This is a genomic window from Devosia sp. 2618 (assembly GCF_040546815.1).
GTDB lineage: Bacteria > Pseudomonadota > Alphaproteobacteria > Rhizobiales > Devosiaceae > Devosia.
Genome location: NZ_JBEPOO010000001.1, coordinates 2,888,531 through 2,913,272, shown reverse-complemented (window position 1 = coordinate 2,913,272; position 24,742 = coordinate 2,888,531). Strand labels below are relative to the sequence as shown.

Annotated in this window: 22 protein-coding genes; 14 read left to right on the top strand and 8 right to left on the bottom strand. The window is 62.2% G+C overall.

All coding sequences use genetic code 11. The annotated features are described in order from the left end of the window. Both ABIE28_RS14495 and ABIE28_RS14490 read right to left on the bottom strand, forming a co-directional pair. Complete coding sequence (locus ABIE28_RS14495) at nt 1-2,388, bottom strand: PIG-L family deacetylase (RefSeq protein WP_354064098.1); 2,388 nt, start codon at nt 2,386-2,388, stop codon at nt 1-3. Between the two features lie 25 nt (nt 2,389-2,413). Continuing rightward, complete coding sequence (locus ABIE28_RS14490; RefSeq protein ID WP_354066457.1) at nt 2,414-3,616, bottom strand: ROK family transcriptional regulator; 1,203 nt, start codon at nt 3,614-3,616, stop codon at nt 2,414-2,416. Nucleotides 3,617-3,840: 224 nt separating this feature from the next. Here ABIE28_RS14490 and ABIE28_RS14485 point away from each other — a divergent pair, with 224 nt between their 5' ends. The 7 genes from ABIE28_RS14485 to ABIE28_RS14455 all read left to right on the top strand — a co-directional run bounded on the left by ABIE28_RS14485 (nt 3,841) and on the right by ABIE28_RS14455 (nt 11,182). Further along, complete coding sequence (locus ABIE28_RS14485) at nt 3,841-5,085, top strand: sugar ABC transporter substrate-binding protein (protein ID WP_354064096.1); 1,245 nt, start codon at nt 3,841-3,843, stop codon at nt 5,083-5,085. 72 nt (nt 5,086-5,157) lie between these two features. Continuing rightward, the gene (locus ABIE28_RS14480) at nt 5,158-6,090 is read left to right on the top strand and encodes a carbohydrate ABC transporter permease (protein ID WP_354064094.1); all 933 of its coding nucleotides are present in this window, start codon (nt 5,158-5,160) and stop codon (nt 6,088-6,090) included. Nucleotides 6,091-6,095: 5 nt separating this feature from the next. Next, nucleotides 6,096-6,944, top strand: a complete 849-nt coding sequence (locus ABIE28_RS14475; protein WP_354066456.1) for a carbohydrate ABC transporter permease — start codon at nt 6,096-6,098, stop codon at nt 6,942-6,944. A gap of 3 nt (nt 6,945-6,947) precedes the next feature. Next, nucleotides 6,948-8,456 (top strand): argininosuccinate lyase, encoded by a 1,509-nt coding sequence (argH, locus tag ABIE28_RS14470; protein ID WP_354064092.1) that lies wholly within the window; start codon nt 6,948-6,950, stop codon nt 8,454-8,456. After that, nucleotides 8,456-9,523 carry an ABC transporter ATP-binding protein gene (locus ABIE28_RS14465; protein ID WP_354064090.1) on the top strand — a complete coding sequence of 356 codons (1,068 nt, stop codon included), beginning with the start codon at nt 8,456-8,458 and terminating at the stop codon, nt 9,521-9,523. Before argH ends, ABIE28_RS14465 begins: the two co-directional genes overlap by 1 nt. Beyond that, nucleotides 9,520-10,419: a carbohydrate kinase family protein gene (locus tag ABIE28_RS14460; protein WP_354064088.1), complete on the top strand. Its 900-nt coding sequence runs from the start codon at nt 9,520-9,522 to the stop codon at nt 10,417-10,419. The genes ABIE28_RS14465 and ABIE28_RS14460 overlap by 4 nt, the downstream gene beginning before the upstream one ends. Before the next feature lie 31 nt (nt 10,420-10,450). Beyond that, complete coding sequence (locus ABIE28_RS14455; protein WP_354064087.1) at nt 10,451-11,182, top strand: glucosamine-6-phosphate deaminase; 732 nt, start codon at nt 10,451-10,453, stop codon at nt 11,180-11,182. A gap of 57 nt (nt 11,183-11,239) precedes the next feature. On the opposite strand, the gene ABIE28_RS14450 is transcribed toward ABIE28_RS14455, so the two are convergent. Beyond that, the gene (locus ABIE28_RS14450; protein ID WP_354064085.1) at nt 11,240-11,614 is read right to left on the bottom strand and encodes a cupin domain-containing protein; all 375 of its coding nucleotides are present in this window, start codon (nt 11,612-11,614) and stop codon (nt 11,240-11,242) included. Between the two features lie 204 nt (nt 11,615-11,818). Between ABIE28_RS14450 and ABIE28_RS14445 the strand changes: the two genes are divergently transcribed. The 7 genes from ABIE28_RS14445 (at nt 11,819) to ABIE28_RS14415 (ending at nt 19,269) form a co-directional block, all read left to right on the top strand. Continuing rightward, nucleotides 11,819-12,829 carry a BMP family ABC transporter substrate-binding protein gene (locus tag ABIE28_RS14445; RefSeq protein WP_354064083.1) on the top strand — a complete coding sequence of 337 codons (1,011 nt, stop codon included), beginning with the start codon at nt 11,819-11,821 and terminating at the stop codon, nt 12,827-12,829. A 68-nt stretch (nt 12,830-12,897) separates the two neighbouring features. Beyond that, on the top strand, nt 12,898-14,409 hold the full coding sequence (locus ABIE28_RS14440) for an ABC transporter ATP-binding protein (protein ID WP_354064081.1): 1,512 nt from the start codon (nt 12,898-12,900) through the stop codon (nt 14,407-14,409). Beyond that, a complete protein-coding gene (locus ABIE28_RS14435; RefSeq protein ID WP_354064079.1) occupies nt 14,410-15,456 on the top strand; it encodes an ABC transporter permease in 1,047 nt (348 codons plus the stop codon). After that, entirely contained in the window at nt 15,446-16,351 is a 906-nt protein-coding gene (locus ABIE28_RS14430) for an ABC transporter permease (protein ID WP_354064077.1), read from the top strand. Before ABIE28_RS14435 ends, ABIE28_RS14430 begins: the two co-directional genes overlap by 11 nt. Nucleotides 16,352-16,358: 7 nt before the next feature. Next, on the top strand, nt 16,359-17,675 hold the full coding sequence (locus ABIE28_RS14425; protein ID WP_354064075.1) for an amidohydrolase family protein: 1,317 nt from the start codon (nt 16,359-16,361) through the stop codon (nt 17,673-17,675). A 17-nt stretch (nt 17,676-17,692) separates the two neighbouring features. Then, a complete protein-coding gene (locus ABIE28_RS14420; protein WP_354064073.1) occupies nt 17,693-18,520 on the top strand; it encodes a purine-nucleoside phosphorylase in 828 nt (275 codons plus the stop codon). 2 nt (nt 18,521-18,522) lie between these two features. Continuing rightward, entirely contained in the window at nt 18,523-19,269 is a 747-nt protein-coding gene (locus ABIE28_RS14415; protein ID WP_354064072.1) for an SDR family NAD(P)-dependent oxidoreductase, read from the top strand. A gap of 33 nt (nt 19,270-19,302) precedes the next feature. Here the strand turns inward: ABIE28_RS14415 and ABIE28_RS14410 are convergent, their stop codons facing one another. From ABIE28_RS14410 to mtnK, 5 genes are read right to left on the bottom strand one after another with little or no spacing between them, the layout of a single operon-like run. Beyond that, a complete protein-coding gene (locus tag ABIE28_RS14410; RefSeq protein ID WP_354064070.1) occupies nt 19,303-20,424 on the bottom strand; it encodes a RuBisCO large subunit C-terminal-like domain-containing protein in 1,122 nt (373 codons plus the stop codon). After that, nucleotides 20,424-21,425, bottom strand: a complete 1,002-nt coding sequence (locus ABIE28_RS14405; RefSeq protein WP_354064068.1) for a transketolase family protein — start codon at nt 21,423-21,425, stop codon at nt 20,424-20,426. The genes ABIE28_RS14410 and ABIE28_RS14405 overlap by 1 nt, the downstream gene beginning before the upstream one ends. Before the next feature lie 12 nt (nt 21,426-21,437). Next, a complete protein-coding gene (locus ABIE28_RS14400) occupies nt 21,438-22,364 on the bottom strand; it encodes a transketolase (RefSeq protein WP_354064066.1) in 927 nt (308 codons plus the stop codon). Between the two features lie 7 nt (nt 22,365-22,371). Further along, nucleotides 22,372-23,466 carry an S-methyl-5-thioribose-1-phosphate isomerase gene (gene mtnA, locus ABIE28_RS14395; protein ID WP_354064064.1) on the bottom strand — a complete coding sequence of 365 codons (1,095 nt, stop codon included), beginning with the start codon at nt 23,464-23,466 and terminating at the stop codon, nt 22,372-22,374. Beyond that, entirely contained in the window at nt 23,463-24,734 is a 1,272-nt protein-coding gene (mtnK, locus tag ABIE28_RS14390; RefSeq protein ID WP_354064062.1) for an S-methyl-5-thioribose kinase, read from the bottom strand. The genes mtnA and mtnK overlap by 4 nt, the downstream gene beginning before the upstream one ends. Nucleotides 24,735-24,742: the final 8 nt, after the last annotated feature.

Sequence of the window (24,742 nt, the reverse complement as noted above, 5' to 3'; positions counted from 1 at the left end):
TCAGGCGGGCTGCACCAGATTGGCCAGCAGGCGGAATGCGCCCGGCACCAGTTTGTCGAGCTGATGATGCAGCACAAGACTTGTGTGGGTATGGCGGCCCTTGCCGATAACAGCCGAAACCAGCGATCCGGTTAGTGGCTTTTCGCCCGCATCATGCATGGCAAGAAGCGGCTCGTAAGCGGCATCCCAATAAGAAGCGAAATAGAGCCCACGCTCCTTGTCCCAATTGGCGAAGTCTTCTGCGCCGATGGCATTGGGGCCGGTGAGCAGTTTATGTTCGGGCAGCAGCACATCCACGTCGGCGTTCGGGTTGGTCACGCGCCAGCGCAGCGATGGAGAGCCGATCACCAAGCGCTTCGGTGGCGTGCTGTCTGGCGACCAGCCATCGGATGGTCGATGATAAAGCGTCACCAGATGCCCACCATTGTTCACCCAGTCATGCAGTCGCGCTGTCGCCGCAGCCAGATCGGGTCGGGTTCCAAAGGCAAATGTGCCGATGACGATGGTATCAAAGCCCGATAGGTCACCGGACAGTGCCGCGGCGTCGAGCTCGGTGACGTCCGCGCCCATACGCTCAAGCCACAATCCAACCCGGTCGCTGCCGCCGCCGACATAGCCGATGCGGCTTTTTGGGATGGTCAGGTCCAGCGCCACTATTTCGAGCGCCACCGGCCGAACGAAATGGGTGCGGCCAATATGCGGATAGGCAATCGGCGTCAGGCTATAGGCCTGCTCGCCATCGATCTGCACCGGCAGGGTATAACGACCGGCAGCGAGTTCGGCGGTCGCTGAAACGTCCACGCCGGATGCCGTCTGCGCGAGATTGAGGCCGTCAACACCGGCAATGGCCACGCGCGACAGGTCCACATCGGTTCGGACGCGGACACTGGTGGCTTTGCCCGAGCCGGGCAGGGCGACGATGATGGCATCTGGAGCCAGCTCCACCGAATTGGCAGGCACGATCTGCACAGCCTCTTCGAGGTCGATGCTGATGCGCGCCGTCCGTCCGGCAATGGCTGCTTCAAGTTCGACACTGACCGGTCCATTGCCACCCAAAGCGGCATAGCCGGGCAGGAAGGCATTGGTGATCGGTGCGTTGGATGCGGCGCGGATCGGGATGGAGATGAGGTTTTCGACAGCTGCCGGGCCATCAACGGAAATGAACGGAGCCGTCCGAGCGCGCACCAAGACATCGGTCGCGCTGCCGGGCTCGACCACCACATGCAACACGCCCTCGGCGCCGGGTGCCAGATTGACAGGCTCGACCCATGCCGTGACCGCAAGACCAGCGGCAAGCAGCAGCGCCGTGTCGATCTCCGCCAGTTTGCGGTCGAGACGGTGACCGAATGACGCTGCCTCTGCGCCATCCAATCCGCTTCGCGCCGACTGAATCGCGGCACGCGCCGTCAGCAATGGACCGGTGATCGCGGGGCCATTGGGGTATGCCGCGACAGCCAGATCAATGTCGGCCTGCGCCTGTCCAAGCGCCGATGCCGCATCGCCTGAAAGTCGCGTGGCGATCTCGCCCAGCGTTGCGGGAAGGCTGGCGCGAATGTCATTCTCCACAACGCCGCCAAGCTTGAGGTGCAGTGGCCAGTCGGTCTGCGGCACGGCGCGCCAATGTCCCATATTCTGGCTGGCGTGGAAGGCACGCGAGAACTCACCCACGGTGTCATAAGGCGCGCCTGTCGGAGCGTCTATTGTGGTGGCCGAGACGGTCACCGTTGTTGGCGGTGGTGGGACTTCGTCGTCGTAATAGCCATTTTCGCCGCCCGACCATGCCGGCAAGTAGTATTTCGCAACACTCCAGGTCGTCAGGCCCTCGGCGAAATGCTCGGGATAGGCGGCGGGATCAGCCGCCAGTGCAATCGCCGTTTCGGCAGCTTCCGTCATGGCGCGGTGGTGGCCATGCTGTCCCGGCACGTCGAGGAATGTCGGGATGACGATGTCGGGCCGATACTCGCGATAGGCGCGCACCAGCCGTTCGATGGTGCGGTCCTTGCCCCAGCGCTCCAGCGTATCCGGCCCCGATTTCGAGAAGCCGAAGTCATTCACTGGATCATCCGGGCCATGACCGAGCCAGGCAATGTCTGCGCCCAGTTCGCGTGCGGCCTCTTCCATTTCCCGTGAACGCATCACGCCCAATGCGCCGGTACGCTCCGGCCCGAGCGTATTTTGTCCGCCTTCGCCGCGTGTCGAGCAGGCGATGACCACGCGCATACCCATGGCAAAGCTCATCAGCGCCAGCATGCCGCTTTGTTCGTCGTCGGGATGCGCACCTGTATTCATCACCGTCACGGTGGAGGTCAGCCGCGCCAGCGCCCGGTGCAGGGCGACGATGGCGGGTTGGTTCTGGCGGTGGCGCAAGCGCTCGCGATTGGTCAGCATGATCTAAATCCAGATAAGTTCAGGCTCAGCCTGCGGCGTCTGCCGCAATGCTGAGATGGGGAGAGACGGTTTCGAGAAGGGGGAGGGCGGCAGCGCCGAGCGCGGCCGTCAATTGACCGGTCTGACCACGCAGTACACGCGGGGCGGTTCGCTGCCGGCGGGTCGAGACGGAAACGGGCAGTGGGTCGAGCGCGGCGATCACGGCGTCGAGCACCGAATCGGGCAAGCCGCCGCCAAAAATGATGGCTTCTGGATCGAAGATGTTTTCGAGCATGCTGACTGCGGGCGCGAGGTAGTCCGCCGCTATGCTGATCCATTCCAGCAGCGGCTTGCTGCCGTCGTCGTGCAGCTTCTGGATGTCATCGACATTGGCGGCATAGACGCCAGCCAGCGCCAGATGCTCGCGCAGCGCAAATACCGACACGAACCGCTCCAGCGCCCCAGCCGCACCGGCGAAAGCTTTGCCCTTGCGCGGCACCAGCCCGATATGGCCGATTTCACCGGCATTGCCGAAGGCGCCGCGCAGCGGACGGCCATCCTGAATGACGCCCAGACCAAGGCCGACACCGAAATAGAGATAGCAGAAATGGCCCATCTGCCGACCCGCGCCATAGAGCCGTTCACCAACCGCTGCGGCGGTAGCGTCATTCTCGATCACCACATGCTCGCCCGTCGCCTTGGCCATCAGGGCTGCGGGATCAGTGCCGGTCCAGCCGGGCAGGGTAGCTGGTCCGACAGAGCTCATGCCCTCGATTTCGAACGGTCCCGGCATCACGACGCCAACGCCCAACAGCCGCGCCGGGCTCTCGCCTAGCGTTGAATGCAACTGCTTGATCTGGTCGGTCAGCAGACCCGGGATCACATCGGGTCCGGTCTGGGTCAGCGGAATGATCGACTGTGCCCGCAGCCCGCCGGAGAGATCGACCAGCACCGTCACCATGTGATCGGCGGCGATTTCAACGCCGGCTGTCAGCGGACCATCAGGGTTCACCGCAAACTGGATCGGCGGCTGCCCGCGACCGGAGCGCAGGCGGCCCAGTTCGATGAGCAGGCCCTCGTCGAGCAGTTCCTCGACAATGTTGGAAACAGCCTGCGGCGTCAGCTGCGCGCGGCGTGCAATTTCGGTGCGTCCCAGATGCCCCTGCAGCCGGATAACTTCGAGCACAACGCGTCGATTATGCGCGCGATTCCGCTCGGGATTGGACCCGATGGCGACACGCTGGCGCATGTTGCGTTTGCTCTGGCTGTTCAAGGTCTGGTTTCTCCCAAATGCCGGACGCGAGCACGTTTAGACCAATGTGAACCTAGCCGGGGAAGAAAATAACTCAAGTAGATTATTTTATTGACAAGCGAGTGTCACATCGTCGACGTTTGGCCCCAGAATGGCGAGCTTCGCCTTTCTCGCGAAGAGATTGCTGTCGGCACAGCCGATGGTGCAATGGAGGTATTTGCATGTTTTCAAAGGCTACAGTCGCCGGCCTCGCCGCCGGTATCAGCTTTCTGGCGCTTGGTTCGGCGCAGGCCGTCGAGATCGAGTACTGGCAGTATGTTTTCGATAGCCGCGTACAGGCTATGGACAAGCTGATCGCCAACTTCGAGGCGGCCAACCCAGACATCACCGTCAAGCACACCACCTTCCCTTATGCCGACTACCAGACGCGCGTTGTCGCTGCCAAGGTTGCCGGCCAGGGCCCGGACGTCGTGCAGTTGTTCTACGGCTGGCTCGACCAGTTCGTTGATGGCCAGCTGATTCAGCCGCTTGATCCAGCTGTCTTCCCGGCTGCCGAAATCGAAGCCGATTTCTTCCCGATCGTCTCCGCCATGAAGCGTGGCGATGACTATTATGGCCTGCCAACTGCCGTGCGTTCGCTGGCCCTGTTCTACAACAAGGCGCTGTTCGCTGAGGCTGGCGTTGCCAACCCACCATCCAACCTCGAAGAATTCCTCGCTGCTGCCGAAGCCACCACCAAGCGTGACGGTTCGGGCAACATCACGTCGGCCGGTGTCACCCTCGACATGGCTGGCCAGGATCACCATTGGTGGCGCGAAGTTCTGATCCGTCAGAACGGCGGCGAGCCCTATGATGCTGAAGGCAATGTGGCTTACAACGACGCAGCCGGTGCTGCTGCGCTGAAGTACTACACCGACCTGCAGACCGAGCACAAAGTGGGCCTGGTTGGCTTCATGGACGAAGGTCAGGCCGCGTTCCGCGCTGGCCTTGCTGCCATGACCATCGACGGCACTTTCCGTCTCGGCGCCTTCGCGGCAAACCCATTCGAATGGGGTGTGGTTGAGCTGCCAGCTGACGCAAACGGCCTGCGCTCGAACTATTCCAGCTACTTTGCCAACGCCATCGGCGCGACTGCCCAGGGTGAAGAAAAGATTGCTGCTGAAAAGTTCCTGGCCTACATCACTTCGGCCGAAGCCATGGAAATCTGGCTCGACACCGTTGGCGAACTGCCAGCCCGTAAGGCTGCAGCGCTGACCGAAGCCAACCTTTCGGACCCGATCAAGGGGCCATTCCTCAAGGGTCTGGAATACGCGCACACCACCAAGTTCTACGACGAAGCTGCACAGCGCCAGGTCTCCATCGACATGGTCAACCGCGTGCTGCTCGAAGGTCAGTCCATCGAAGACTCTCTTGCTCAGGCAGCCACTGCCGAGCAGGCGATCATCGACGCGGCGACCAAGAAGTAATCCACAATAGCGTTCAACTGACCGGCGGCAGGCTAGCCCTGCCGCCGGTTGGCGTAATCGGCAGGAGCGAACATGGCGTCGGCGACCGCAAATAAAGGGGCAGGCTCGGCTCGCTTCTGGGACCGCTTGAACATCAGTACCAAGCGTGTGATCTGGGCCTGGACCTTCCTGGCTCTACCCATCATTTTCTATGCGGGCATCCGCTTTTACCCCACATTTCAGGCCTTCTGGCTGTCACTGACCGACTGGGACCTGCTGCGTCCGGCCAACTTCATTGGCTTTGCCAACTACCAGAAGATGTTCGCCGATCCGGTTTTCTGGAAAGTGTTCCAGAACACCTTCCTCTACCTCATCATCGGCACGCCGCTGAGCTTGGCCATCGCCTTCGTGATCGCCTACTACCTCGATCGCGTCCGCTTCATGCACGGCTTTATCCGCGCGCTCTATTTTCTGCCGTTCCTCACCACCGCCGCGGCCATGGGCTGGGTCTGGCGCTGGTTCTATCAGCCGGTGCCAATCGGCGTGATCAACGGCTTTTTGACCTCGATTGGTCTCGACCAGCAGCAATTCCTACGCTCGACCTCTCAGGCGCTGCCATCCATTCTCGTGCCCGCCATCTGGGCTGGGCTGGGCTTCCAGATCATCATCTTCATGGCCGGTATCCGCGCTATTCCCTCGACCTTCTACGAGGCGGCCAAGATCGACGGGCTGGGTGATTGGGCCATCTTGCGCAAGATCACCATGCCGTTGCTCAAGCCGACCACGGTGTTCCTCGTCGTCTTCTCCTCGATCGGCTTCCTGCGCATTTTCGATCAGGTCTACAACATGACGACCAACGATCCCGGCGGTCCGCTCAATGCGACCAAGCCGCTCGTGCTCATGATCTATCAGACCGCGTTCTCGTCCTACCAGATGGGCTATGCCGCTGCGCAGACCGTCGTGCTGTTCACCATCCTGCTCATCGTCTCCCTGTTGCAGCTCTATGTGCTGAGGGAAAAGAAATGACCACCATGACTGCACCAACCGAACTGGCGGCCAACCGCCGCGACATCCGCCCCGGCCGCATCATCATCTGGACCTTGCTGCTGATCGGCGGGCTGATCATGATCACGCCGCTGCTGTTCATGTTCTCGACCTCGCTCAAGACCTCCGGCCAGGTCTATGACCTGCGCCTGATCCCGGCGGCACCGACCTTTGACAACTATATCAAGGTGCTCGGCGACGGGCGCTTCATGCAGTGGTTCTTCAACTCGACCTTCATCGCGTTGACCGTGACGCTCTCCAACGTGTTCTTCGACAGCCTTGTCGGTTACACGCTGGCCAAGTTCCAGTTCCGTGGCCGCTACTTCATCTTCTTGGCCATCTTGTCGACCCTGATGATCCCCACCGAAATGCTGGTGATCCCATGGTACCTGATGAGCAGCCAGCTCGGCTGGATCGACAGCTATTGGGGCATCATGTTCCCTGGCATGATGACGGCCTTCGGCACGTTTCTGATGAAGCAGTTCTTCGAAGGCGTTCCGAACGACTTCCTTGAGGCCGCGCGCGTCGATGGGCTGAATGAGTTCACCATCTGGTGGAAGATCGCTATGCCCATGGTGGTGCCGGCCATCTCGGCGCTGGCCATCTTCACCTTCCTCGGCAACTGGACGGCCTTCTTCTGGCCACTGATCGTGACCACGTCCAAGGAGCTCTACACGCTCCCCGTCGGCATCTCGAGCTTCTCGGCGGAATCCTCGATCCAGTGGGAATTGATCATGACGGGCGCTGCCATCGGCACCATCCCGACCTTGCTCGTCTTCCTCGTGCTGCAGCGCTACATCGTGCGCGGCGTCATGCTGGCCGGACTGAAGGGGTAAGCCATGACCGATCCACGTCTCTCCGATACCTCGGTCTTCCCCGATCCGGTCTATAAGGCCACCGTGCTCGGCCCGCTGTTCGACAGCGCCAAGAACCACCACGTCGATGCGTTCCGCGCCATCGACCGGGCGCATCTGGTGATGCTCAAGGAAACTGGCATTCTTGATGGCGAACAGGCCGGCAAGATCGCCGCAGCCCTCGACAGCATCGATGCCGAAGTCGATCCCTCCAAGCTGGTCTATACCGGTGAAGTGGAAGACTTCTTCTTCCTGATCGAACGCGAACTCAAAAAGCGCCTCGGTCCCGATCTGGCCGGACGCCTCCATACCGCACGCTCGCGCAACGACATCGACCACACCCTGTTCAAGCTGGGTCTCAAAGCCCGCCTTGATGTGTTGATCCCCAAGGCATTGGCACTGCACACTGCACTGGTTGATGCGGCCGACCGCGAGAAGGCGACGCTGATCGTGGCCTATACTCACGGCCAGCCGGCACAGCCATCGACTTTCGGTCACTACCTCTCGGCCATGGCCGAGGTGCTGGCGCGCGATATCGAGCGTCTGTTTGAAGCCTACGCCATCGTCGATCTTTCGCCGATGGGCGCCGCCGCGATCACGACGTCCGGCTTCGCCATCGACCGCGCCCGTGTGGCCGAACTGCTTGGTTTTGCGGCGCCGCTGCAGAACTCCTATAGCTGCATCGCCGGCGTCGACTACATCACGTCGACCTATGGCGCGATCGAGTTGATGTTCCTCCATCTGGGCCGTCCCATCCAGGACTTCCAGTTCTGGACCAGCTTTGAAGTCGGCCAGATCTACGTGCCGAACGCTTTGGTGCAAATCTCCTCGATCATGCCGCAGAAGCGCAATCCGGTGCCGATCGAGCATTTGCGTCACCTCGCCAGCCAGACCTTTGGTCGGGCCCGCGCGATGCTGGACGTGATGCACAATACCCCGTTCACCGACATGAACGACAGCGAAGGCGAAACGCAGGCCATGGGTTACCAGGCCTTCGACAGCGCCTATCGCGTGCTCGACCTGCTGGCTGCGCTGGTGTCCCAGATCAAGGTCGACCCGGCCAAGGTGGCGAACAACATCCGCCGCTCCTGCATCACCATCACCGAACTGGCTGATAGCCTCGTCCGTCGGGAAGGCCTTTCCTTCCGCGAAGGTCACGAAATCGCGGCCGCCGTCGCCAAGGCCGTCGTGGCCCTGGGCGGCGATTTGCAGACCGATGGTTATGCGCCGTTCCTCGTGGCCTTCGAACATGCCACCGGCCGCACCACCAGCATTGACGAGGCCCTGTTCTCCGAATTGGTCTCGCCCGAATATTTCGTCTCCGTCCGCACCCGTTTTGGCGGTCCCGCACCGGAGCCGCTCAACGCCGCGATTGCCGGATATCGAGAAAAATCGGCCGATTTCACGGCCCGCCACACCGCCCTGCTGCAGCGCGCTCACGACGCTGCACACACTCTCAAACAGCGTTTTGAAGCATTGAAGGAAACCGCCTGATGGCAAAGATCGAACTGCAGGGTCTGATCAAGGACTACGGCAAGAGCCGCGCCGTGCACGGCATCGACCTCACCATTGAAGACGGCGAGTTCGTCGTTTTCGTCGGCCCATCCGGCTGCGGCAAATCCACGACGCTGCGCATGATCGCCGGGCTTGAGGATATCAGCGGGGGCAACCTCATCATTGGCGACGAGATCGTCAACCAGCGCGAACCCAAGCAGCGCAACATCGCCATGGTGTTCCAGAACTACGCCATCTATCCGCACATGACGGTCGGTCAGAACATAGGCTTCGGCCTCTACACGTCCAAGCTCTCCAAGGCCGAAAAGCAGAAGCGCATCCAGGAAACCGGCAAGCTGCTCGGCCTTGAAAAGCTGCTGGATCGTCGTCCGGCCGCTTTGTCGGGTGGTCAGCGCCAGCGCGTCGCCATCGGCCGCGCCATGGTGCGCGATCCCGTAGCGTTCCTGTTTGACGAACCACTGTCCAATCTTGATGCCCAGCTGCGTGCGCAGATGCGCATGGAGATCAAGGGCCTGCATCGTCGCCTCGGCACCACCATTGTCTACGTGACCCACGATCAGGTCGAAGCCATGACCATGGCCGACAAGATCGTGGTGATGAAGGATGGCTACATCCTCCAGGTTGGCACCCCGACCGATCTCTACGAGAACCCCGTCGACGTGTTCACTGCGCGCTTCATCGGCAGCCCGTCGATGAACTTGGTTCCTGCCAGCGTTGCCGGCGGCAAGCTGACCCTGAACGGCGCGACCTGGTCCGGTGGGGCTATTCCGGGTGATGACGGCAAGGTGCTGGTGGGTATTCGTCCACACGACCTGGTCGTTGCCGAAGCGCCAGGCGCGGGTTTGACCACCACTGGCGAAGTCGTCGCCGTTGAACCGCTGGGCGCTGAAACGCTGGTGCACCTGCAACTCGGTGATACCGCCGTTGTTGCAACGGCGCCGGGCCGCGTCGTTCCCAAGATCGGCAGCACTCTGACCGTCACTGCGGAAGCGGGCTCGCTGTATCTGTTCGACGCCGCGACCGAAAGGGCGCGGGGCCGGGCATGACTTCTCCAAATCCCGGCGGCCGGGCGGTTCTGAGTCTCGGCCGCATCTATTGCGACATGGTGTTCAATGGCCTCGACGCCATGCCAGTCCTTGGGCGCGAACAGTTCGCTGGCGATTTCTCCATCACCCCGGGTGGTGGAGCCCTCATTACTGCGGCTCATTCGGCGGCTATGGGGCGTCCGGCGGCACTGCTCGCACGCTATGGCACCGACACGATTTCGCAGGCGCTCGAGGGCCAGATCAAGTCTTTAGGCATTGATCTGCGTTTCCTCGATCGTCACCCCGATGCTGGGCCGCAGGTGACCGTGGTGATGGTACAAGACAGCGAACGCGCCTTCCTGTCGCGCCGCGCGGGAACAGCGCTTCCAGCCACGTTCGACGCGGCACTGGAGTGGCCTCATGCCAGCCATCTGCACATCGCCGAATATGCCACCCTGCACGAAATCCCCCATGCGGTGCGCAACGCAACCGCGCGTGGCCACACCGTGTCGCTCGACCCCAGCTGGGACTCCGAGCTGATCCACGACCCGATGTTTTTCGAACGCTCCAGCGGCGTCTCGGTCTTCCTGCCAAACCTCGAAGAAGCGCGCGCACTGACCCGTTGCGAGAATCCCGAAGAAGCTCTGGTCAAGCTCGCCGGTCATTTCCCGGTGGTTGCCATCAAGTGCGGCCCCGACGGCGCATTGCTCAGCATGAACGGCGCCTTGTTTAGCCATGCCACCCCGCGGGTCGATGTCGTCGACACAACCGGGGCAGGGGATGCGTTCAACGCCGGCTTCCTTGATGCGTGGCTCGATGGTCTTGATGGACAGGCCTGCCTCGCATCGGCGATTGACGCGGGCACGCGCTCGGTGCAAGCGGTGGGCGGTACTGGCAGCTTGCAAGCGGCAGGTTGATCGACCGATTTTTTCTGGACTAAGAATAGCTATGACCGAACCGACCATCACCACGCTTGAAGACGCAGCTGCCGTTTCTAGCGCTGTTGCCCAGCATGTGGCGCAGGCTATTCAGGCCAAGCCGAAGCTGACGCTTGGCCTTGCCACCGGCAATACTTTCCGCGCCATTTATGCCGATCTTGTCGCCCTCTACGAAAAGGGCGGCTTCTCGCTGGCGCAGGCGAAGGCCTTCAATCTTGATGAATATGTCGGATTGGCCGCCGATCACCCGGCTTCCTTTGCCACCTATATGAAGCAGCACCTGTTCAATCACGTCGACTTCGCGCCCGGCGCCGCGCGCCTGCCCGAAGTTGCGGGCGGCGACATTGCAGCGGCCTGTGCTGCCTATGAACAGGCCATTGCCACCGCTGGCGGCATTGACCTGCAATTGCTGGGCATCGGCCGCAATGGCCATATCGGGTTCAACGAACCCGGCTCGCCCTTCGATAGCCGCACCCGCGAAGTGGCGCTGACGGCGTCGACCCAAAGTGCCAATGCCGTCGATTTCCCACCGGGCGAGGCCGTGCCCCCAACCGCCGCCACGATGGGCATCGGCTCCATTTTGGACGCGCGCGAAATCGTGCTGGTTGTCACTGGCGCGCACAAGGCCGAAGCGCTTCACCGCGCTTTCCACGCTGACCCAAGCATTGACTGCCCCGCCTCGGCGCTGCATCGCCACCACAATGTTCATGTGTTCTGCGACAAGGCGGCCGCTGGGCTCTAAGGCTCCAATCGTTTCACCAATAGCGGCGCCCCATCTGGCGCCGCTATTGCGTTGCGCCTAGTCGTCACCTTCCAGATTGACGTAGCTCTCCGGCATGAAGCGCGGCGTGCAGAGGCAATAGAACTCCAGATCGGTCGTGCCGGTATTGGTGATGCGCTGCGATACGCCAGCGCCAATGACAGCCTGCGCACCGACGACCAGCGGCGTGGTCACGCCGTCCACCTCAACGACACCTTCTCCCTTGCGCACGACATAGCGCTCGGTGACGCCGGTAAGGCTGTGCAGCTGCGTGGTCACGCCGGGCTCGACGCGGGCCACGGCCAGCGAGGTTTCTGGCGACAGCGGCGAATTCATCAGCTCGGTGATGTGGCAGCGTTCAGGGGTATAAAATTCGGTGGCAGTGGGGCCGGCAATGAACCATTCTGGCGTCATGGCGGGGCTCTTCCTTCGTAACTTAGACAATTGCTGATAGTGCTGACGAATGTAAAAACAGGCTTGACTCATGTCAAAGGCATTGTTCTCCTGTAAGCGGCGGCTAGACGGGCAGCGCCACGGGTTTATCGGTGCAAGAAAAGTCTGGTTTTGCGGGTTTTTCTGGTGCATCGACGGCAGACAATGATCTGGAGGATCGCATAAATGACATCCTGGAAATCGCTTCTGGTGGGTACGGCATTTGGCCTTGCCGGTTTGGCGGGAGCCGCGCAGGCGCAGGACAAGCTGTTTGTCTATGTTTCGCCCGACGTGATCGGGGTGAACGCGTTCCTCAAGATGGGGCAGACCGGCACTGAAGCCGCTGCCGCCAAGGCTGGCGCCAAAGCGCAGACCTTTGAAAGCTCCAACGCTGCATCGCGCCGCGAAAACGTGGAGGCGGCCATCAATGAAGGCGCCACCATCATCATCATGGCTGGCTTTGAGTTCAACGACATCGTCACCGAACTGGCGCCAACCGCGCCCGATACGCAGTTCCTGATCGTTGACCAGTGCATCGAAAACCGCCCGGACAACGTCCACTGCGCCATGTTCCGCGAACATGAGGCGACCTATCTGCTCGGCGTCGCCGCCAGCATGCTGACCGAGACCAACAAGGTCGGTGTCGTCAGCGCGCTCGATATTCCATTCCTGCACCGCTACACGGACGGCTATGCCGCTGGCGCCAAGGCAGAAAAGCCAGATGTCGGCGTCGATATCCGTTGGGTTGGCGGTGAAAATCCATTTGCCGATCCAGTGCGCGCCAAGGAACAGGCCCTGGCACTGCGCGCGGCCGGTTCCGACGTGATCTTCACGGCGACCTCGGGCGGCGATTTCGGCGTGTTTGAAGCGGCCAAGGAAGTCAACTTCAAGGCCTTCGCCGTTGACGTGAACCTCTGCCCAGAAGACCCGGAGCACATGGTGTCCGGTACGCTCAAGCGCGTCGACAACGCCATCATCGCCGCCGTCGAAGGCATCGAAGCTGGTGAAAAGCAGCTGACGCTTGCTCTCGGCCTCAAGGAAGGCGGCATGTCGATCATCGGGCTCGAAGATGAAGGTCTGGCCGATAGCCAGTGCCTGATCGCCAATATGCCCGACGTTCTGGCCCGCGTACGCGCGGTTGCCGCTGAGATCGAAAGCGGCTCGCTGGTCGTCGCCGATCCAATGTTCGCTCAATAAGCGATTGCCTATAGCCTGCCGCCCGGTCCACGGGCGGCGGGCTTTTTGTTTTTAGGAAGCGGCGTAGCATGCAGGTTGATCTGTCCGGCATCACAGTGCGGTTTGGGTCCTTGGTCGCCGTGGATGATGTCTCGCTGCATTTCGCGCCGGGCGAAATTCACGCCGTCGTCGGTGAAAACGGCGCCGGCAAAAGCACGGTGATGAACGTCGCCTTCGGGCTGATCAAGCCCGCTTCGGGCACCATCAGCATCGATGGCGTCGCCAAGCGCTGGCGCACCCCGCAAGACGCCATCGCCCATGGTCTGGGCATGGTGCATCAGCATTTCATGCTGCAGGATTCCATGACCGTGCTGGAAAATCTCGTGCTGTGCAGCGAGCCGGTCAATGCGCTGGGCGCCGTCAAGTTCGGCACGGCCCGCGCGCGGTTGAAAACCATTGCCGACACCTATGGCATCGGCGTCGATGCCGACAAACGCATCGCCGATCTGTCGGTCAGCGAGCGCCAGATCGTCGAAATCCTTAAAGTCCTCTATCGCGATGCTGCGCTGCTGATCCTTGACGAACCCACCGCCGTTTTGACGCCGCAGGAAACCGAGAGCCTGTTCCAGATCCTGCGCAATTTCCGCAGCAGCGGCAAAGCCATCGCGCTGATCACCCACAAGCTCGATGAGGTCATGCAGATTGCCGACCGCGTCAGCGTCATGCGCGCAGGCAAGCTTATTTCCAGCTTCCCAGTGGCTGAGACCAGCAAGGATGAGATCGCGCGCGGCATCATTGGCGGCGATCTGCCTGCGCCCCTGACGCGCGGCGCGGCGCCTGCCGGTGACGTGGTGCTATCGGTGGACGCACTTCAGACAAGCGGCGACAGGCTATCGGCGCCCGTCAGCTTCTCGGTCCGGCGCGGCGAGGTTGTCGGCATCGCAGGCATTTCCGGCAATGGGCAAACCCAGTTGATCGAAGCGCTGGTCGGACTGCGCGCGACGGCTGCCGGCGAGGTATCCCTTTTGGGCAAAAGCCTGCGTGGACTCGATGTTGGCGCACGGCGCACTTTGGGCATGAGCTACATTCCGGCCGACCGGCAACGCGTCGGTCTGGCACTCGAAGCAACCGTCAGTGAAAACGCCGCCGTCGGCCGCGAGGGCACCAGTACTTTCCGCCGTGGATTGATGCTGAAACGCGCCGCAATGGCCGATTTTGCGCGCGACCTGATTGCCCGCTATCGGATCAGGGTGGCTGGGCCCAGCGCGCGGTCATCCTCGATGTCGGGCGGCAACAAACAAAAGCTGGTGGTCGGCCGCGAACTCTCCCGTGCCACCCCACTCATCATTGCCGAAAACCCTACCTGGGGTGTCGATATCGGCGCCTCGGACTTCATTCACCGCGAGCTGATCCGCATGCGCGACGCCGGCCACGCTATCCTGCTGGTCTCTACCGAACTCGATGAAGTGCTGGCGCTGTCGGACCGCATTCTGGTGCTTTACGAAGGTCGGATTGCGGGCGAAGTTGCTGCCGCCAACGCAGATCGTCTGGCCATCGGCGCCATGATGACCTCGCGCGCTAAGCTTGAGCAGGTGGCCTAGATGGAACTCGATTTTCGCACCCGCCTCTTGCCCTGGCTGGCCGTGCTGGCCTGGATTTTTGGTATCCTGCTCGCATTGATGTTGATCGCCAATGCCGATTTCGGCGAAGCGGTGAGCGGATTTTTCAACGGCGCCTTCGGTGGCCGGAACCTAGCCTATCTGATGACCACGTTGAGCCGCGCCACATTGATCGTCGGCATGGCGCTGGCGGTGATGATCAGTTTCCGGGCGGGCCTGTTCAATATTGGCGGCGAAGGCCAACTGGTGGTCGGCGGACTGGTTGCCGCGCTGGTCGGCATCTACCTGCCGGGGCCCGGTTGGCTCGTCATCATCGCCGGCATTGTCGCGGCAATGGCTGCGGGCGGGCTGTGGGCCGTGCTGGCGGGCATGATGCAGCTCTATGTCGGGGTGCCGCTGCTGATCGGCTCACTGCTGCTGAACTATCCCGCGCGCTATCTCGCGTCCTACTTCGTCAGTTACCCGTTCCGCGACGTCGCGTCAGGCCTGCCGCAAACCCATCTGGTGCCCGATGCCGTCTGGCTACCGCTGTTCCCCGGTACGCGGCTGGATATGGGCGTGCTGTTCATCGTGGTCGTGGCGATCCTGGCCATCATCTATTCGTCCAGCACCGTGCCGGGTTATCGAGCCCGCATGAATGGCTTGGCGCCGGAATTCACCCGCGCCTCCGGCCTGCCGGTCAAGCGCATCGTGCTGCAGACACTGCTACTGAGCGGCGCCATTGCGGGACTTGTCGGCGCGCTGGCCGTCTATGGGCTGCATCATCGCTTTACCGACGGCATGCTGGTGCAACCGCTTTACGCGTGGGTCGGCATTATCGCGGTTCTGCTGGTGGGCATGGTGCCATGGGCCGTGCCGATTTCCGGCTTCTTTTTCGCCGCCATCCAGACTGGAGCTGCCGGTATGGAGCGCACGGCCGACGTGCCCAAGGAGATTGGCCTCATCATGCAGGCGGTGATCATCCTGTTTGTGGCCGGTCGCATTTCGGGCGTGAACCTGGCTGGCCGGGAGGATGACAATGGGCATTGATCTGCTGCTGGACCCCGCCTTCCTTCAATCGGTGCCACGTTTCCTCACGCCCATCCTGCTGGCGGCCTTGGGCGGCGCCATTTGCGAGCGCGCCGGTGTGTTCAACATCGCGCTTGAAGGCTTCATTCTGGTCGGTGCGTTCTGCGCCGTGCTCGGCTCCTATCTCTTCGGCTCGCCCTGGTGGGGCGCGCTGACGGCGATTGCGGGCGGCGTGGTCATGGGCCTGCTGTTTGCCGAGTTCAGCCTGCGCCGCAAGGGCGATGCAATCGTGGTGTCCATCGCGCTCAACCTGTTGGCCGCCGGTGTCACCGTCTATCTGCTGCGTGCGATCTTTGGTGTTTCCGGCGCGTTTCGCGATCCGGGCATCAAGGGCTTTTCGGGCATCGACATCCCGCTGCTGCGCGACATTCCCGTGCTGGGACCGCTGCTGAACGGGCAATCGGCCCTGTTCTACTTCGCGGTGATCGCCGCCTTTGCGCTGCAATGGTTCTTTGCCCATCACCGTTTGGGGCTGCGCCTGCGCGCGGCGGGTGAAAACCCGACCGGCCTCGCCTCCGGCGGCGTCAGCGTACAGGGCGTGCGGCTCTGGGCGCTGGTGCTGTGCGGGGCGCTATGCGGCCTTGCCGGGGCGCAATTGTCCATCGCCAACGTCAATCTGTTCGTTGAAAACATGAGCGCAGGGCGCGGCTGGATCGCCGTCGTGGCTGTATTGCTGACCCGCGGGCGGCCGCTCTATGTGCTGTTCATCGCGCTGCTGTTCGGTTTTGTGGATAGCCTGTCCTTCCGCATTCAGGGCGTTGGCCTGCCGCAGCAATTCACCGACGTGATGCCCTATCTGGCGACGCTGATCGTGCTGATCGGCCTGTCGGCGTGGCGCAAGTCCAAGACCGCGTGAGGCAGACATGACCGACCTGATCATCACCAATGCGCTGGTTGTGGCCGCCGATGGCGCCAATACCGTTATCGAGCGCGGCGGTGTCGCGGTCAGCAACGGCAAGATCTCCCACATCGCCTCGGCCGAAACGCTGTCGGCCATGGAAGGGCAGGCCAGGCGCGTGATCGACGCCTCGGGCATGCTGCTGATGCCGGGGCTGATCAACACCCATTGCCACGCCGCCGACAGCCTGTTCCGCGGGCTGGTCGAAGACCTCAAGCTTGAGCCATGGCTCCAGACCGTGTGGAAAGCCGAGGCGGCCATCCTCAACCCGCAGACGACGCATCTGGGCTCGGTTCTGGGATTTGCCGAACTGCTGTTGGGTGGCGTCACCACCGTCATGGACATGTTCTGGTTCCCCGGCGAGACCGTCCGCGCGGCGCGCGATGTCGGGGTGCGCGTATCGACCGGCGGCATCTTCTTTGATTATCCCGGCGTCAACGGACAAAGCCAGGCGCAGCGCGAGGCCATCGCAGAGGCGTTTTTTGAAGAGTTCGGCGATGCGGATGACGTATTCCCGGCCGTGCTACCCCATGGCACCTACACCGTCTCGCCGGAACATCTGAAGACTGCCTACGCCATCGCCGAAAAGTATGGTGGCCTGTTCTGCACCCATGTCGCGGAAACCGTGGCCGAGCGCGCCGATATCGAGACGCGCTATGGGCGGCCGGTTGTGCAGCATCTGGAGCATCATGGGCTGATCAATGATCGCTCGGTGTTCGCCCATTGCGTGCATCTAGACGATGCCGAGATCGAGATCCTGGCCAAGCGCGGCGCGACGGTGTCGCATAACCCCATGTCCAACCTCAAGCTCGCCTCGGGCTTCGCACGCGTGCCGGATATGCTCAAGGCCGGCGTCAATGTCACTCTCGGGACCGACGGCGCGATCTCCGGCAATGACCTCGACATGTGGATGGCGCTGCGACTGGCCGCGACGCTGCACAAGGCCGTCGCCGCCGATGCTCAGGTGGTCAGCACGCGCGAGGCGCTGGCCATGGTCACCATCAACGGTGCCAAGGCGCTGAATGCGGCGGACCGGATCGGTTCGCTCGAAGTGGGCAAGCTCGCCGACATGGTGCTGCTCGATCTCAAGCGCCCGCACGCGGTGCCGCTATTCGATCCGCTGACACATCTGGTCTATTCGACCGCCAAATCCGATGTGCGACACGTTTTTCTCGGTGGTGAGCAGGTGGTGCGCGATGGCGTGCTGACCCATCTCAATATCGCCGACACGCTGGCTGAGGTTCAGGCACTGGTGCCGCGGATCAAAGCCAGCATTGCCTGATTTTACGGAGAATTCTGATGACCCAAAGCCCGCTTGCCCGGCTTGACGCCGCCTATGCTTCCATTGCCGATCGGGTTGGGGCGCCATGCGATACCGCCATTGTTCTGGGCTCGGGCCTCGGCCATCTGGCCGATGCCGTGGTCAATCCGACTTTCATCTCTTATGGCGAAATCGCCGGTTTCCCGGTCTCGACAGCCCCGGGTCACAAGGGCCAATTGGTGATCGGCGATCTGTTCGGTCGTCGCACGGTTCTGATGCAGGGCCGCGTCCACCTCTATGAAGGCTGGGCCCCGCAGGACGTGGCGCAGGTCATCTACCTGCTCGGCAAGCTCGGCCCCAAGCAGTTGATCGTCACCAATGCGGCGGGCGCGCTGAACCCGGATTATCGTCCCGGCGATGTGATGCTGATCGAAGATCATCTCAACTTCACAGGCCTTAACCCGCTGACCGGCCCCAACGATGATGCCATCGGCGTTCGCTTCCCCGATTTGTCGCGGGCCTATGATCCCGCGCTGCAGTGCGTCACAATCAAGGCAGCGGAAGAAGCCGGCGTCAGCCTGCGTCAGGGCATCTATGTGGGCGTGGCCGGGCCATCGCTCGAAACCTCAGCCGAGCGCCGCTACTACCGTGCCACTGGCGCCGATGCCGTGGGCATGTCGACGGTGCTCGAAGTCGTTGCCGCGGCCCATATCCGCCTGCCGGTGATCGGGCTTTCCGCCATCACCAATGAAGCAACGGGCGGACCCGACCAGCAGCCGGACACGATCGAAGAGGTTTTGGCCAACGCTGCCATTGCCGGCAAGAAGATCGGCGCCGTGCTCGCCAAGCTGCTGCCGGCGCTCTGATCATGGGCACAGCGCAGTTCGATTTCAGCGGTCAGGTTGTTCTGGTCACCGGCGCGTCCGGCGGGCTTGGTCAGGGCATTGCCCGCGCCTTCGCCGCTGCCGGTGCCAAGGTGGGCGTGCACTATCACGCCAACCGCGCGGCGGCCGAGGCTCTGGCGGCTGAGATCGGCGGCATGGCCTTTCAGGCCGATCTGGCACACGAGCCAGAATGCATCGCCCTGGTCGATAGCGTGCGCTCAACGCTGGGTCGGCTCGACGTCATCATCAACAATGCCGGCCAGCAGCCGGTCGCGGGGCTGACCGATATTTCCGGCGATGATTTCCGGGCCATGCTGGACGCCAATGTCGGCGGGCCGTTTGCGCTGACCAAGGCACTGGCCAAAGCCGGGCAGGGCGGCAGCGTGGTCAACATCGCCTCCATCGAAGCGCTGCAGCCCGCAGCCGGACACAGCCACTACGCAACGTCCAAGGCGGCGCTGCTGATGTTTACGCGCGCCGCTGCCTTGGAACTGGGGCCGCTGGGCATCCGCGTCAATGCCATCTCGCCGGGCCTGATCGGCCGCGATGGGTTGGAAAGCGCTTGGCCCGAAGGTGTGGCCCGCTGGAAGACGTCTGCCCCACTGCAACGCCTTGGAACACCGCAGGATATTGCGGATGCGGCGCTGTTCCTCGCGTCGGACGCGGCGCGTTGGGTGACCGGAGCAAATCTGGTGGTCGATGGTGGCGTGAGCTGCGCGCCGACCTGGTGATCGCATCCCGGAAGTAATCCGGGATGCCGGGCTTTATGCCTGACCGACTGCTTCGGCGAGGCGTCGGCACGCTGCTGGGAGATCAGCCTTCTCGCGCAGCAGGGCGCCACCGATCAGGTAGATCACGTCATTGCCATAGGTGGCCTGCATTTCGGGGATACGCTCGAAGGTCATGCCGCCGCCGGGCGCTGGCAGGATGGGCTTAAGGCCACCGAAATCGCTGGTGCAGCCCGCGATGATCGACTGGCATTCCTCGCGCGAGAACCCGAAACGCCCACCGAAATTGGGATAAACCACGGCGTCTATCCCCATCAACCGCTGCAGCAGGCCAAAGAAGAAGGCGTGCGAAAAGCCGGTGGTGGGCGTGATGACATTGGTGCCGCCAAAGGTCGGGTGTGAAACCAGCGGCAGATCAAAATCCGGATCGGCAGACAGGGTGCGCGCCACGTCGAACCCGGCGAGCGATGGCGCCAGCATGATGGCGCCGGCGCCCAGTTCCTTTGCCATCCAGGCGCGGTCGAAGATTTCGACGGCAGGACCGGTGATGTTGGGCACATAGGTACTGGTAAAACCTGTCTTGGCATTGGCATCGTTGACCGCATCGACGCAGGCCTTGAGACGATCCTCATAGGGAGACGTGTGCTGGTTGGCGAGGCCGTGATCGTCCTTGATCAGGTTCATGCCGCCCAGTGCAAACTGGTGGGCGAGGGCCGCCAACTCGCTGGTGGGTAGACCGACAGGCTTGATGGCGGACATCAGGAGCGGCGCGGTCGCAACGCCGGTGCGTTCGCGCAGGCCGGCATTGCCGAATTTTGGGCCGGGGCAAAGATCAACGATGGCATCCGACAGCGTCATCGTCTCGACGCGGGTGGCCGTCTTGATCGAGGAATTGCCGAAGATGACATTGAGCAATTGCAGGAAATCGCCGCCGACATCGTCGTCGCTATAACAGATGTCGGCCAGATACCCGGCGCGGGAATCCGTGCCGGGCGTCAGCGCTTCCAGCCGCCCCAGAATCTCGTCCTCGACGTAACCAGCAGGGACGATATCGCGGGGAATCTCAACGGTCTGCTCGGCAGCGAGATCGAGGGCGCGGGCGCGCGCGTCCTTTTCGTCAGCGGCGCCCAGCCAATAGGTGACGGTAAAGCGTGCCATCAGAGGGCTTCCGCCTTCTGTGCCGAATGGACGGTATCAAGACGCGCCGCTTCGAACTCGGCATCCGCAATATCAAGATCGCGACCGAGCAATTGACCGATGGCATTCGTCAGCGCGCTGGCGTCGAGCCCATATTTCTTCATCAGGTAAGGCTTGGAGGCGCCATGCGCGAACGTGTCCTGGAGGCCAAGGCGCTTGAGGCGAATGCCCAGACCTTCCTCGGCCAGGATTTCCGCCACGAGCGAGCCCAGACCGCCATTGATGGTGTGGTTTTCGAGCGTGACGATGCCCTTCTTGCCGCGCGCAGCCTTGATCAGGCCATCGCGGTCGAATGGCTTGAGCGTCGAGACATGCAGGTGGTGGACGCCGACATTGCGGGCATTGAGCGGCTCGGCAGCACGCAGCGCCTCTTCGGTGCAGACGCCCGACGTGACGACCAGAACGTCGTCGCCTTCCGACAGGGTGCGCAGCTTGTTGAACTCGAACGGCGTCGAGAACAGGCGGGGCACTTCGCCGCGCAGCACGCGCACATAGACGGGGCCATCAATGGCATCGGCCACTTCAAGCACGGTCTCGACTTCGATAGCGTCGCCGGTTTCGAGGATGGTCATGTTCGGGATGGCGCGCATCACCGAAATGTCCTCGATGGCCTGATGGGTAATCCCGCCCGGCGTGGTGATCCCCGGCAGGAAGCCCATCAGCCGAACCTTGCGGTTGGAATAGGCGATGGAATTGACCAACTGGTCATAGGGACGGCGATAGAGAAACACCGAGAACGTGTGCAGGAACGGCCGGAAACCCTGCATGGCGAGACCGCCGGCAAAGCTCAGCATGTTCTGTTCGGCCATGCCCAGCGACAGGAACTGGTCCGGATGGCGGTCGCGGAAGCCATCGACCTCGCAGGACGAGGTGAGGTCGGCCGAAAGGCACAGCACTTCCGGGCGGGCGGTGGCGAAGGTTTCGAAGGCCTTGGCATAGGGACGGTTGACGAGTTCGACCATTTTTCCGGCCCCTCAGATTTCGGCCAGATCGACGCCGAGCTCGGCAGCGATGGCTGTTTGCATTTCTTCGCGCTCGGCTTTCGACTTGAAGCGCACATAGTGCAGTCGAGGGAAGCGCTTCTGCAGGAATGGCATGCCCTGATACGGCGACGTATTGGCGAGGATCACCAGCGGCTTGCCCGGCTCGGCCGAATTGGCCGCGTCGCGCATAGCATCGAGATCGTGACCGTCAATCGAACGTGTCGTGGCACCAAAGGCGGCGACACGCGCCGGCAGGTCGCCCAGATCAAGCACCGAGGACATCGCCCCGTCGCATTGCTGGCGATTGACGTCGACGATAACGCGGACGTTGTCGATGTTGTGGTAGCTCATCGCGGCGAGGGTTTCCCAGGTCTGGCCCTCCTGGAACTCGCCATCGGACATATAGACCCAGACCTTGCCCGGCTCGCCCTTGCGCTTGCGCGCCCATGCCAGACCCGACGCCATGGACAGGCCCTGTGCCAGCGAACCGGTGGTCACTTCCATGCCGGGGCTGTGTTCGGCCCCGATCATTTCGACCGATCCGCCATCGCGGTTGAAGTGGTCGAGCGCGTGCTCGTCCATGCGGCCCACCTGGATGAGCGCCGAATAGATCACCAGCGCGTAATGGGCTGGGGAGATGATGAAGCGGTCATAATCCGGCGCGAACGGGCCGTGATAACCGGCACCGGTGAAGGCATCGGGATTGTCGGCCGAGGGCACGCCCGCGAAAGGCAGTGGCACCTTTGGCAGTGTCGGTTCACCAAGCTTGAGCACTTCATTATAGAGCAGCGCCAGGCTTTCGGCGGCCGAGCAGGCCTGGCTCAGATAGCCGCCATTATTGCGCATGGAATGGAGGAAGACGCGACGGCGGATGCCGGCGGCGACGTCCTCGGTGGTCTGGCGATTGGGAATCGACATTGCTGCCTCACTGCCGTTCTGGGAACAGGGCCTTGAGGCCCTCGGGCGAAGCCTTGGCGACGCCACGCTCGGTGATCAGGCCGGTGATAAGCCGGGCAGGGGTCACGTCGAATGCCGGATTGGCAGCCTTGGTGCCCTCTGGCGAAATGCGTACCAGCGCAATCTTGCCATCGGCCGCGCGGCCCTGAACGAAGGTGACTTCGTCGCCGGAACGCTCTTCGATCGGGATTTCCTTGACCCCGTCCTTGACCGTCCAGTCGATGGTTGGCGAGGGCAGCGCGACGTAGAACGGCACGTTGTTATCCTTGGCGGCGAGCGCCTTGAGATAGGTGCCGATCTTGTTGCACACATCGCCATTGGCGGTGGTGCGGTCGGTGCCGACAATGACCATGTCGACCATGCCATGCTGCATCAGGTGCCCGCCGGCATTATCAACGATCAACGTATGCGGCACGCCGTGATTGTTCAGCTCCCATGCGGTGAGCTGAGCGCCTTGATTGCGGGGACGGGTTTCGTCGACATAGACGTGAACCGCAATGCCCTCTTCTGTGGCCAGATAGATCGGTGCGGTCGCGGTGCCATAGTCGACGGTCGCGAGCCAGCCGGCATTGCAGTGGGTCAGGATGTTGACCACTTCGCCAGGCTTCTTCCTGGCCGCGATTTCCTTGATGATGGCGAGGCCATTCAAGCCGATATTGCGGTTGAGTTGGACGTCTTCCTCGGCGATTTCGGCGGCACGGCGATAAGCCGCTTCCGCGCGATCCGCCACTGGAATTGGACGCAGAAATGCGCGCATTTCGTCGAGCGCCCATTTGAGGTTGATCGCCGTGGGGCGGGTTTCGTGCAGTTTTTCCCAGACAGCATCGATAGCCGCGTCGGACGCGTCCTCAAGCATGGCGATCGCAACGCCATACGCAGCGGTGACGCCGATCAGTGGCGCGCCACGGACCCACATGTCGCGGATGGCGGTGGCAATGCCATCGACTGTGCGCACGGTTTCAATGCGGAACTCATGGGGCAGCCAGCGCTGGTCGATGATATCGACGGATCGGCCATCTTCGTTGAGCCAGATGGTGTGGTAGTGACGGTCTCCAACGTTCAAGACACGATCTCCTTCTCGATCAGTTCAGCCAGCGAATTGACTTCGTCCATGCTGTAAATTTGACGCCGGTTCACGGCGAGGTGACGGCCAAGTTTGAGCGCCTTGGTTTCGCACCGGGCCCGCAGGTCCGGATCGGCGATGGTCTCAAAATCGGCATTGTGAGCGAGCCCGAGAATGCGGCGGTGCATTTCCACACCGGCGAACCCGAGCATATCGACCCAGATCTGATGCAGGACATGGTCAAGCGCCTGTTCGGCGCCAAGCACGTCGCCCTGATCTTCATAAAGCGCAGCCTGATACAGCATGCCCGTGCGCTCGGTGCGCCAGAGGCGCGAGAACTCGGTGCGGAAGACGCTCCAGGTGTCGGTGATGACGCCTAGAAGATAGGCGCGCATGCTATCGCGGCTGCCAGTCTCCTCGTGGCCGGACTGCGAGAAATACGCCATCCAGAAATTGGCGAGCAGCATGCCGACGTCAAAGGCCATAGGGCCGTAGAACGCGAATTCGGGGTCGATGACGCGGGTTTCATCCGGCGTGACCATGACGGAGCCGGAATGCAGATCACCATGCAGCATGGTTTCGGCATTGGCCGCGAACAGATGCTTGAGCCGCTGCGCTTCGACCTTGAGATCGCGGTCGGCGCGCAACTGAGCGACAATGCCATCGAGTTGCGGCGAGGTATGCCGATTGCGTGGCGCATCGAAATAGGGCTCGGAAAACACCAGCGCTTCGGTGATGTCGCAGACTTCGGCATTGTCGGCGAACAGCGCCAGGTCATCCTTGCGGGCGCGGGCGGTCATCGACAGGTCCGAGCCGCGGAACAGCGTGCGCGCCAGGAACAGGCCAAGGTCATTGGCGATCTTGGGCAATTGCTGGCCCTCGATCAGCGCGCGCCGCAAAATGATGTGCGGCGACAGAAATTCCATGACGATCAGCGCCTGATCGGCATCGAAATGCAGGATCTGCGGCGTGCTGCCGGGGTGCCGCGCTTCCTGACGAATGAGCGCATTGTATTCAAAGAACGAGCGCTTCAGCGGCAATGGCCAGCTGTCGCCGACCAGGCGGACATAGGGCAGGGCCTGCTTGACGATGGCGGTGCCGTTGTCGCCCTCGACGATGAACACCAGGTTGAGGTTGCCGTCGCCCACTTCGCGCACTTTCCAGTGCGTGGAGTCCGCTCCGATGCGATCCTGCAGAGTGGGCAGAGTGCCGAGCCGGACAGGCAAGGTGTCGGTTGTCAGTGCTTCAAAAACTTGAATTTCGCTCATCTCCCCCT

What these genes read in the sequence shown, in the direction of transcription:
- ABIE28_RS14485 (WP_354064096.1), top strand. Translation starts at nt 3,841, where the DNA reads ATGTTTTCAAAGGCTACAGTCGCCGGCCTCGCCGCCGGTATCAGCTTT.
- argH (WP_354064092.1), top strand. Translation starts at nt 6,948, where the DNA reads ATGACCGATCCACGTCTCTCCGATACCTCGGTCTTCCCCGATCCGGTC.
- ABIE28_RS14440 (WP_354064081.1), top strand. Translation starts at nt 12,898, where the DNA reads ATGCAGGTTGATCTGTCCGGCATCACAGTGCGGTTTGGGTCCTTGGTC.
- ABIE28_RS14400 (WP_354064066.1), bottom strand. Translation starts at nt 22,364, where the DNA reads ATGTCGATTCCCAATCGCCAGACCACCGAGGACGTCGCCGCCGGCATC.
- ABIE28_RS14475 (WP_354066456.1), top strand. Translation starts at nt 6,096, where the DNA reads ATGACTGCACCAACCGAACTGGCGGCCAACCGCCGCGACATCCGCCCC.
- ABIE28_RS14430 (WP_354064077.1), top strand. Translation starts at nt 15,446, where the DNA reads ATGGGCATTGATCTGCTGCTGGACCCCGCCTTCCTTCAATCGGTGCCA.
- ABIE28_RS14410 (WP_354064070.1), bottom strand. Translation starts at nt 20,424, where the DNA reads ATGGCACGCTTTACCGTCACCTATTGGCTGGGCGCCGCTGACGAAAAG.
- mtnK (WP_354064062.1), bottom strand. Translation starts at nt 24,734, where the DNA reads ATGAGCGAAATTCAAGTTTTTGAAGCACTGACAACCGACACCTTGCCT.
- ABIE28_RS14490 (WP_354066457.1), bottom strand. Translation starts at nt 3,616, where the DNA reads ATGCGCCAGCGTGTCGCCATCGGGTCCAATCCCGAGCGGAATCGCGCG.
- ABIE28_RS14480 (WP_354064094.1), top strand. Translation starts at nt 5,158, where the DNA reads ATGGCGTCGGCGACCGCAAATAAAGGGGCAGGCTCGGCTCGCTTCTGG.
- ABIE28_RS14450 (WP_354064085.1), bottom strand. Translation starts at nt 11,614, where the DNA reads ATGACGCCAGAATGGTTCATTGCCGGCCCCACTGCCACCGAATTTTAT.
- ABIE28_RS14425 (WP_354064075.1), top strand. Translation starts at nt 16,359, where the DNA reads ATGACCGACCTGATCATCACCAATGCGCTGGTTGTGGCCGCCGATGGC.
- ABIE28_RS14415 (WP_354064072.1), top strand. Translation starts at nt 18,523, where the DNA reads ATGGGCACAGCGCAGTTCGATTTCAGCGGTCAGGTTGTTCTGGTCACC.
- ABIE28_RS14405 (WP_354064068.1), bottom strand. Translation starts at nt 21,425, where the DNA reads ATGGTCGAACTCGTCAACCGTCCCTATGCCAAGGCCTTCGAAACCTTC.
- ABIE28_RS14495 (WP_354064098.1), bottom strand. Translation starts at nt 2,388, where the DNA reads ATGCTGACCAATCGCGAGCGCTTGCGCCACCGCCAGAACCAACCCGCC.
- ABIE28_RS14465 (WP_354064090.1), top strand. Translation starts at nt 8,456, where the DNA reads ATGGCAAAGATCGAACTGCAGGGTCTGATCAAGGACTACGGCAAGAGC.
- ABIE28_RS14460 (WP_354064088.1), top strand. Translation starts at nt 9,520, where the DNA reads ATGACTTCTCCAAATCCCGGCGGCCGGGCGGTTCTGAGTCTCGGCCGC.
- ABIE28_RS14420 (WP_354064073.1), top strand. Translation starts at nt 17,693, where the DNA reads ATGACCCAAAGCCCGCTTGCCCGGCTTGACGCCGCCTATGCTTCCATT.
- ABIE28_RS14435 (WP_354064079.1), top strand. Translation starts at nt 14,410, where the DNA reads ATGGAACTCGATTTTCGCACCCGCCTCTTGCCCTGGCTGGCCGTGCTG.
- ABIE28_RS14445 (WP_354064083.1), top strand. Translation starts at nt 11,819, where the DNA reads ATGACATCCTGGAAATCGCTTCTGGTGGGTACGGCATTTGGCCTTGCC.
- ABIE28_RS14455 (WP_354064087.1), top strand. Translation starts at nt 10,451, where the DNA reads ATGACCGAACCGACCATCACCACGCTTGAAGACGCAGCTGCCGTTTCT.